The organism is Enterococcus olivae, assembly GCF_053760925.1.
In genome coordinates, this window is the sequence record NZ_JBSMVT010000046.1 from 1 (window position 1) to 8,943 (window position 8,943).

5 protein-coding genes are annotated in these 8,943 nt (G+C 31.8%); all 5 read right to left on the reverse strand.

Annotated features, from left to right (window positions below):
- Nucleotides 1-132 precede the first annotated feature (132 nt).
- Nucleotides 133-3,468: a CDP-glycerol glycerophosphotransferase family protein gene (locus ACWODM_RS15855; RefSeq protein WP_455322300.1), complete on the reverse strand. Its 3,336-nt coding sequence runs from the start codon at nucleotides 3,466-3,468 to the stop codon at nucleotides 133-135.
- A gap of 42 nt (nucleotides 3,469-3,510) precedes the next feature.
- A complete protein-coding gene (locus ACWODM_RS15860; protein ID WP_455322301.1) occupies nucleotides 3,511-4,239 on the reverse strand; it encodes a WecB/TagA/CpsF family glycosyltransferase in 729 nt (242 codons plus the stop codon).
- The gene (locus ACWODM_RS15865; protein WP_455322302.1) at nucleotides 4,229-5,383 is read right to left on the reverse strand and encodes a CDP-glycerol glycerophosphotransferase family protein; all 1,155 of its coding nucleotides are present in this window, start codon (nucleotides 5,381-5,383) and stop codon (nucleotides 4,229-4,231) included. Before ACWODM_RS15865 ends, ACWODM_RS15860 begins: the two co-directional genes overlap by 11 nt.
- A gap of 226 nt (nucleotides 5,384-5,609) precedes the next feature.
- Entirely contained in the window at nucleotides 5,610-8,276 is a 2,667-nt protein-coding gene (locus ACWODM_RS15870) for a serine hydrolase (RefSeq protein ID WP_455322303.1), read from the reverse strand.
- A 71-nt stretch (nucleotides 8,277-8,347) separates the two neighbouring features.
- Complete coding sequence (locus tag ACWODM_RS15875) at nucleotides 8,348-8,698, reverse strand: N-acetylmuramoyl-L-alanine amidase (RefSeq protein WP_455322304.1); 351 nt, start codon at nucleotides 8,696-8,698, stop codon at nucleotides 8,348-8,350.
- Nucleotides 8,699-8,943 lie beyond the last annotated feature (245 nt).

An 8,943-nucleotide genomic window follows, 5' to 3' on the forward strand; every position in this document is an offset into this window, starting at 1 on the left:
TCAAATCTACATTAACAGAAAGGTGTTCTTTTTTCACGCACCAAATGGGTGAAAAAAGAAACTCTTTACAAATGTTGAAGAAATACGGTTTTAGAGCGCAAACTCATAAAACTATGAATTATCTAGGTTTATCTATTGAATCTCTTGATAAAAGTTTTCTACCGCACTTTGATTATATTCTTTATAATCGAATATAGCAAAATTATCTTGATATGAAGAGATTCTTTTTAGTCCCTCATAAATTTCATCAACAGAAGTACCTTTAGTTAACAATCCATACTTTTCATCCACTCCTACAACATTAATATTAGCAGGAATATTGGAGGCCAAGATTTTCATACCTATAGTTAGAGCTTCTAATAACACCATCGGTTGTCCTTCATAGAAGGACGGTAAAACAAAATATGGAATTTTTTTCAAAAATTCAAAAGGATTCTTTATGTGTCCCAGTAAAATAACTTTTCCTTCCATTTCTAAATGGTACACTTGATCTACCAGTTCATTTTTCAACGGTCCCATTCCTAGAATATACAGTCTACTGTTAGGATTCTCTTTATTAAATTTAGCGAATGCTTCTATTAAACTCTTTTGATTTTTCTCTGGTGACAATCTCCCCATATTTACAAAATTTATTAACTGATCATCAAAATCTGCTACTTTTTGAAGTGACAGATCCATCTTTGGAAGTAGAAGTCCTTCTTGATCTCCAATTGAAGTTTCAGATAAAAATTCTTCTTCTGAGATGTAGCTAATATCTTTTTCTTCAATATAGCCTACAAAGCTTCCATCTGACAAACATAAGCGACAGTATTTGATATTATTTAAATACGCGATTTCTGATACTTTAAAATAAGAATCTATATATTCTTCTGAAAAAGGAACTTCACGTGAATAAATAGCTCCTTCAGGTTCACTCCAAATGGTATTTAACTCTTTGTTTATAACTTTAACAAAGTAAGATACCTTTTCTATTTTATTAGTATATAAAACTGGATTTTGTACTTCTTGTTGTTTCATTCTATTTAAAAAGTACTGATTTAAAGGCGATAATCTACTTATCTTATGCAATCTCTTTAATGGTCTTGGTGACATCCAGCCTAGTATTTTTTTGTCATACTTTACTAAAAAATATCTGCCACTTGAAGTATATGCAACTTTTTCTATTTCTAAATATCTATTTTTAAAATACCTTGCATAAGTAACTATTTCGTCTTTATCTGTGTTGGTTCTTAACTCTCTCCAAATTGGATAATTAAATGCAGTGGCAACCGTTCCAAATCCATGATAATCTTCAATGCGCTCGACTTCAACTCTTCGTGGTTCAGTATTTTCTTTAGTTATCCAGCCAACATATTTGTTATTAACAGAAATTTTAATATATATAGTATCATCAAATTCAAAGCTAGCATGCTGTACTAGAATATCTGAAGTCAATAAGTCAATCATAAAATGTTCCTTAGCAATAATAGAATCTATATTTTTATAGCATTCCACAGGACCATCGATTGAGGGTTTGATCAATTGTTTTTCAATTTTTAGAGTGTTTTGCTCTTCACTATTTTTTACAGGAGATAAAATTTTGTCAATATCAATAGAATTGTAAACATAAGACATTTGCTCTTTAGTAACGAATTCTTTTAGATTATTATAGTTCACATCTCTAGTCATTGGTGAAACACTTAAAAGTTTATCAAACTGATAGTAAATTGAAAACAACCCATGTAAATCTCTATACATTGGCATTTTCCCATCCACTTCTCTCATTGAGTCAGAAAATAAATCATTATGCATAAAAGCTACATGTTTTTGAGCATTAGCTGCTAAAATATGTCTCCCCCAAAAATAACTATACCCACTAAAATCAATCGCAACATCAAAATTTATATTCGCCGTCAGTCTATTCATTTCTCGTTTATAGCCCGTCGTAGGATATTCATTTCTTTTATCTTTAGAAACTCCATTATCCGCAAATTTTTTGTTAATCAATTTTTCTTTTTTTGTTAAAATATCAATTCCAAATCTAAATAAGACACGTGCATGATTGTCTAAAGATTTTAAATTTTCATTGATTTCATCACTTGTGATAGGATTGCAGATGATAGTAACATCATAATTATTGTAATCAATGTTTCCCACCAAATTTAATAAACTGGACGTAATTCCATTATTTCTCATGCCTCCTGGGAAAATCAAGAGTTTCTTTTTCCCAGACTCCACTGTGTGTATAGTTAAATTTGGAGATGTTTTTCCTTTAAAAATATAATCAATATATTTCGAAGTAACTTTTCCATCATCATAATTAACCATCTTTTCTGCTAAAAGATCATACTTTTTCTTATAAACAAGTCGATACTCTTCTACATTATGAATGCATTCCATCAGTTCAGTTAGATTTTCAGCGGTTGGTCCTGGCAACTCTTCTTGATCCAGATACATTCCTCTTTCGAAATTATATAAATCTTTGTCCCAAGAATAAAAAACAATTGGTTTATTTGTCACTAGAAAATCAAAGAAAATACTAGAATAATCTGTAACTAAAAGATCAACTACTGACAATACTTCATTTGCATCTATTAAATCTGAAACAAGATAATCAGCAATTCGTTCGTCATCTTTGACTCTTGAAAAAGCAAAAGGATGTACTTTTATCAATACATTGTACTGACTTGAAAATTCCTCAACAAGTTTTAAAGTCTCATTTACAATCTGCTCTATGTCATCTTGAGCATTGTTTACTGAAGATCCTTTCCATGTTGGTGAAAATAAGATAGTTTTTTTATTTGAATCAATCTTAGTTCCAAAACCTCTAATTTTTTTAATAACATTACTTTTATCTGAATTCAACGTCAGATCTATCCGCGGATAACCACCTTCAAGTATTTTCCCAGGATATACATTATCTAGTTTATAGCTTTGTATAAAGATATTGGATGTATGTTTATTTGGTGATAATATATAATCGGCCATTAGAAAATTTCGCAATACATTTTGAGAATGAGAAACCTTTCCCGGTATATCAAATCCCATTGATTTCAATGGTGTACCGTGCCATGTGTTTATATAAATTTGATCTGGTCTTTTTACAAAAAAAGATTCAAAAGTAGAGTTAGATATTAGATATTTAGCCTCTAAAAGTGCATCCACATACTCAAGTGTATTTCTATAAACAAAACGGACTTTATCTCTCAGCTCAGCTGGAATACTATTCTCAAGTTCTTGATTGTTACTATTTAAAATCCATATGTGGATAAAATCACTATACTCTGGATTAGATGCTAAATACATAAACATTGCATAAGGTGAATCCACAATTGATTTCCCATCTCTTGTTTCATAGACAATAAGATTAGGATCTATACTTTTTGTTTCATAATTTTCAGCATAATACAACCTCATTCGATTTGCCATATTAGGGAAAAACAATTTTTTAGTGGAATCATATTTTTTTAAAACTTTCTTTAATACCATTTTTATAATCCTTTCTGCATTAACAAACTTTGTAAATTTTTATCAATTTTCTCTGATTTTCCAAATTAAACTTTTAACTACAAAAATTGGCAATTGTAAAATCCTATAAAATCTTTTGGGATTGCTTAGCGATCGATATAACCATTCTAAATGGCTTCTAATAAAAAAATTGGGCGCACGCTTCACATGACCACTTAATACATCAAGACTTCCACCCACATCTTGAAATACGGAAACATCTAACTTATTTATATGTTGATGTAACCACAGTTCTTGTTTTGGGAATCCTAAAGCAACAAAAAGAAAATCCGGTTGCTTTTGGTTGATTTCAGAAATAATTTCTTCATCCGAGACTTTCGTATAACCATCTATAGAACCTGAAATCGTAATGTTAGGATATCTAATTTGAATATTTTTCAAAGCATCTGATAAAACCTCGGGTTGTGCTCCATAAAAAAAACAACTTTTCTTGTTCTTATTTGCATATTCTAAAAATTTGACCATCAAATCAAAACCTGTCACTCTATTTACTATTTGACCACCCGTCATTTTAGAAACTATTACAATACCGATACCATCAGGAATTCTATGAGTCCCATTTTCTATAAATTCAACTACCTCTGGGAATTTGTGTGCATCAACTATAATTTGAGGATTGACACTTACTACTGTCATCTTTTTCCCAGATCGAATATAATTCGGTACGTCATTTATAATATCCTCATAAGTTAATTTATCTACAGGTGTCCCCATTATATATTCAGTTTTCATAGTTTTGATTCACCCACTCTATTAATTGGTCTGCGGCTGTCCCATTCGCATAGGTATTCCAAACTTGATTAAACTCTTGAAAATCACTCTTGGAATGCTTATCTATTTCCTCAAACAATTCTGATTCAGTTTTGACAAGTGAACCTGGCATCCATTGCTCAAAATCAGATTCAATTCCTACTTCTTGACGATATCTTTCTAAATCATAACAAAAAAAGATTATTTTTCCCTGATCATTAGCTAAAGTATATTCAAATGGTACTGAAGAATAATCTGTAATTAGACAATCTACTGAGGGTAATAATTGCTGCAAAGTTAGGCCTTTAAAGTTAGTAATGATTCCACTTTCTTCAGACAACTGCTGCTGTAATTCTTTATCATGAGGATGAGCTTTCACAAAAATTTCCCATTCCTCACCAATTCTATCTTTTAATTTAGAAAAATCTAAGGGAATTGTTTCCTTTGATTCACGATAAGTCGGTGTATACACTAATATCTTTTTATCAGTATGGAATACTTCTTGAAATTTTTTTCGAGATTGATCCATCCATTCGCTATTAAAATAAAGATCAGTTGGTAAATACCCAAATTTAAGTTCCTTAAATTCTGTTTTGTAATTATCTGAAAAAACATCTGACATTTTTTTAGAACTTACAACGTAATGAGTGAACTTACTATACACATCAAGATAACGTTTTCTATCTTTACTATCTACTTTTCTTGTATATTCTGCTTCTAATCCAAATTTTTTAATTGCTCCATCGGCATGCCACAATTGAACCACTTTAGTCCTATCATCAAAGGTCATACCTGCTAAAAACGCAAAATAATTATCGCAAAAAACAATATCTGCTCCTTTTAAAACAGGCACTATTTTTCTTAATATTGTATAGAAATTATCCAGGTCATAGACTTCACAGCCTTTAGACTGATATTGTTTTGCCAATAAACTTCCATCTTTTGTATAACAAATAACCAATTGATTCTTAAAATTTTCATACAATTTTGCTAATAAATGTTCTGTGGCTTGCGGGAAACTCAATAAGACAACTATTTTCCTAGTCTTTTTTCTAGAAATTTTGTAAGATAGCCAAACAAAAAAAAGATAGATTTCTTTACCTATTAAAACTATTCGTTTTTTCACAAAATCCCTCCAAAGCATTTCCTATATATTTTACACGAAATTAGCAAAAAAGAAATTAAATTAAACATTTTGATATCAAATTGAAACATCTCTGTATCAAAAATATTATGTTTTTCCAGCACAACGATAAAAATTAAATGAACAAAAACAAATTGACTAGTCTTCTAGTTTTTTAAGCTAGGCGACTAGTCAAATTTTGAATTATTTTATTGACTCAGTAAAATTCTTATTTCAAAATATCATAAACTTGTTTAGATAATTTAGAGATTGGCTCATAACCCACATTTTGTGTCATCACAACAATGACATAAGGTTGATCAGCATAAACAATAGCTGCATCATGCGCATAACCATTTAAATCACCGATTTTATGAGCTACCTTCACATTATTAGGAATGTACTTCGGAATGCGTTGACTATCATAAACCGTATTGGAAAGATCATTGATTAGTTTTCCGCCTTGATTATGAATAGCTTTCATTAACAACGCATTATCCTTTGCAGAAACTCTAAACGGTGTGGTCCAGCTTCTGCCAAGAATATTGCTAATCTCTTTCTTCATCACCGAATCGTATTGATTAGCAGCGTGATAAGCTAAAAAGTTGGTTCCTTGGTTATCTGAATATTTAGCAGTCCAGTTCATGATTGTATTCAAAGAATACTGAGTCCCAAATCTCTTACCTTGTAAGATGCCTGCTCCTCCACGCATGTAAGAAAGTGGCATCCGATTGATAGCATCTGTATAAGTATACAGTTTATTTCCGTCACGTTTACCATCTAAAATCATTTTCTGAGTGTAATACAAAGCTGGAAGTTTGCCCGTACTTGCTGCAGTAAAAACTTTACTACCATTTTTTTGTGCTACAGACCCATCAACTAAACTCATAACATAAATTCCATAATTAGATGATTTATAACTCTTATCCAATAACTTTTGTACTTTATCCATTTTATCTTTGACAATAGGTTTATCTTTTGTCCCTGTTTGATTGATGTAACCAATCCATTTACCACTCTTGTCATACAATGACAGGTAACGACCTCCATTAAAATGTTCGTAAACCCCTCTTGCTTCTAATTCTTGACCATAGTAATTAGAAGAATGATCTCTTTTTTTCCAATTGAAGTTCTGCCAAATATCATAGTTTTTTGAAGTAAGAATCACTTGTTTTCCATAACGTTGATAAAAACCAACATTACTGTTGTTAGTTTCTACATTATCCTCATTGATATATCCAATCCATTTGCCTTTGTTGTCATACAAACTAAAATATTTTTTCCCATTAAAATGTACATAATAGCCTCTGGCTTCTAATGGTTTACCATAATAGCTTGTTGAGTTTGCTCGCTGTTTCCAGTTAAAATTCTGCCAAATCCCCACATTCTTAGTTTTGATCGTTACATATTTTCCATATCTTTGATGGACACTACTTACACCATTATTTGACAATTGAGTGCCTGTTTCATTGATGTAGCCAACCCATTTGCCTTTGGAGTCATACAGTGATAAGTAGCGAGAACCATTGAAATGATCATAGTAGCCTCTGGCTTGTAATGATTGTCCATAGTAGTCCGAAGAATGATTACGTTTTTTCCAATCAAAATTCTGCCAAATATCATAATTTTTAGATTTAATAGAAACATATTTACCGTAGCTATGATGTTTTCCTTGAGGATTTGTCAGCTCTGTTCCTGTTTCATTGATATAGCCAACCCACTTACCTTTGGTATCATACAATGACAAATAGCGGGCACCATTGAAATGATGGTAATAGCCTCTGGCCTGTAAAGTTTGTCCATAATATTTGGAAGAGTGGCTACGTTTTTTCCAATTAAAATCTTGCCAAATATCATAATTTTTAGATTTGATTTTAACGTATTTTCCGTAAGATTGGTACACACCACCTCTATTATTCGCTACCTTAGTACCAGCCTCATCGATGTAGCCAACCCACTTACCTTTAGAATCATACAATGACAAATAGCGAGAACCATTAAAATGTTCATAGTATCCTCTTGCTTGTAAAGTCTGTCCCTTGTAATCAGATGAATGGTTTCTTTTTTCCCAATTGAAATTTTGCCAAATATCATAATTTCCAGAAATAATCGTTACAAAGTCTCCGTAACTTTGATAGAATCCCTGGCCTCCAGGTGAAGACTTGATTGCATTTTCGTTGACATAGCCTATTATCTTCTCTTTATTATCTTTGAGTAAAAGATATCTTTTGCCATCGAATGTTTCGATGACTCCTTCTGATCTGAAGACCTTTCCATAATATTCAGATGTAGATTTCCCCTCAGAATAATCTAGATCTGCTAAAATCACGTCTTTTTTTGAATTAATGCTCACATATTGCTCTTCTTCTTTTAAGACACCCACTGGTTTTTCTGAAATACTTACTGCTGTTTCAGAGACATATCCCAAGAACTGGCCTTTATAATTTTCTAGTCCGTAATAAATCTTTTCTGTTGGAGAGTCAATTTTTTCTTTTATTTGATAAACTTGGTATAAATATTTTTTTGTACTTCCAATCACTGTTTCTAAATCTTCGTTTAAAATTTCTGATTCTTCAATAAGAGTAGCATATTGATTCGTTACTATTGAGCGTTGGATCTGTGGTTCCGTCTCAACTTCCAAATCCTCTTCTGTCGTTTCAGGTTCTGAATAAACCGTACTGTCGATAGTTTCTTTACTTTCGTCGTCTTCTTCTATGTCTACAATACCTTCAGTAGAGTTGATAGTTTCTTCAGTTTCTAAGAAAAGGGACTCTTCGATTTGAGAAGTTTCATTCTCCAAATCTTTGGATTCTTCTGTAGCAAAAACTAACATAGGTGTTAAAAATTGAAGCAAAAGCATGGATAAAATACCTAAGCTGATAATTTTTCTTTTCATTGTCATATATCCTTCCACTTGTTTTTTTAAAAGATCAGGTAGTGCATTTTACTGCTCTACCTGACTCATTTTTAATTAATTTTTTCTCCTGTTGCATTTTCAATCATACTTTTTGCTAAAGCATCCAGATTCGTTCTCAATCTAAGAACATCCACATAGTTTGTGATAAAGCCTAATTCCACTAAACGATACGGTACATTGCGTCTTTCTAATACGTTAAGATTTAACAAATCACTGCGATAACTTAATCCGTTGGTTCTGCTAACGCCTCCCCATACACTCGAATATTTTCTCAATGTTTCTACAAACGCACGATTTTCCACTGTATTCCCATTCGTTGCATTTACGATCACATGTCCACCAGATGCCCCTAAAGCTGCATCTAGATGAATTTCTGTGACTGACGCTGTCCTTCTACTCAACGTTTTTGCACCTGTATGCAATAGTCTTGAGTCATCGTACATATTTCGACTTGGGTTATAAAATTCTACTCTATTATTTTTCAATTTCGAGGCATGTTTTCTTAGTAATGGTAATAACTCCTGAATAATTCATACTTTCCTTATAATTGTTTAGAAACTGCCTAACGGCAGGAAAAATTAACTTTTCGATTCTCACCCGTTAAGTGATGAAAAAAGAACCCCATTCTGTTATGGTAAAGGTGACT

Coding starts and splice junctions, on each gene's coding strand:
- ACWODM_RS15870 (WP_455322303.1), bottom strand. CDS start 8,276: ATGAAAAGAAAAATTATCAGCTTAGGTATTTTATCCATGCTTTTGCTT.
- ACWODM_RS15860 (WP_455322301.1), bottom strand. CDS start 4,239: ATGAAAACTGAATATATAATGGGGACACCTGTAGATAAATTAACTTAT.
- ACWODM_RS15855 (WP_455322300.1), bottom strand. CDS start 3,468: ATGGTATTAAAGAAAGTTTTAAAAAAATATGATTCCACTAAAAAATTG.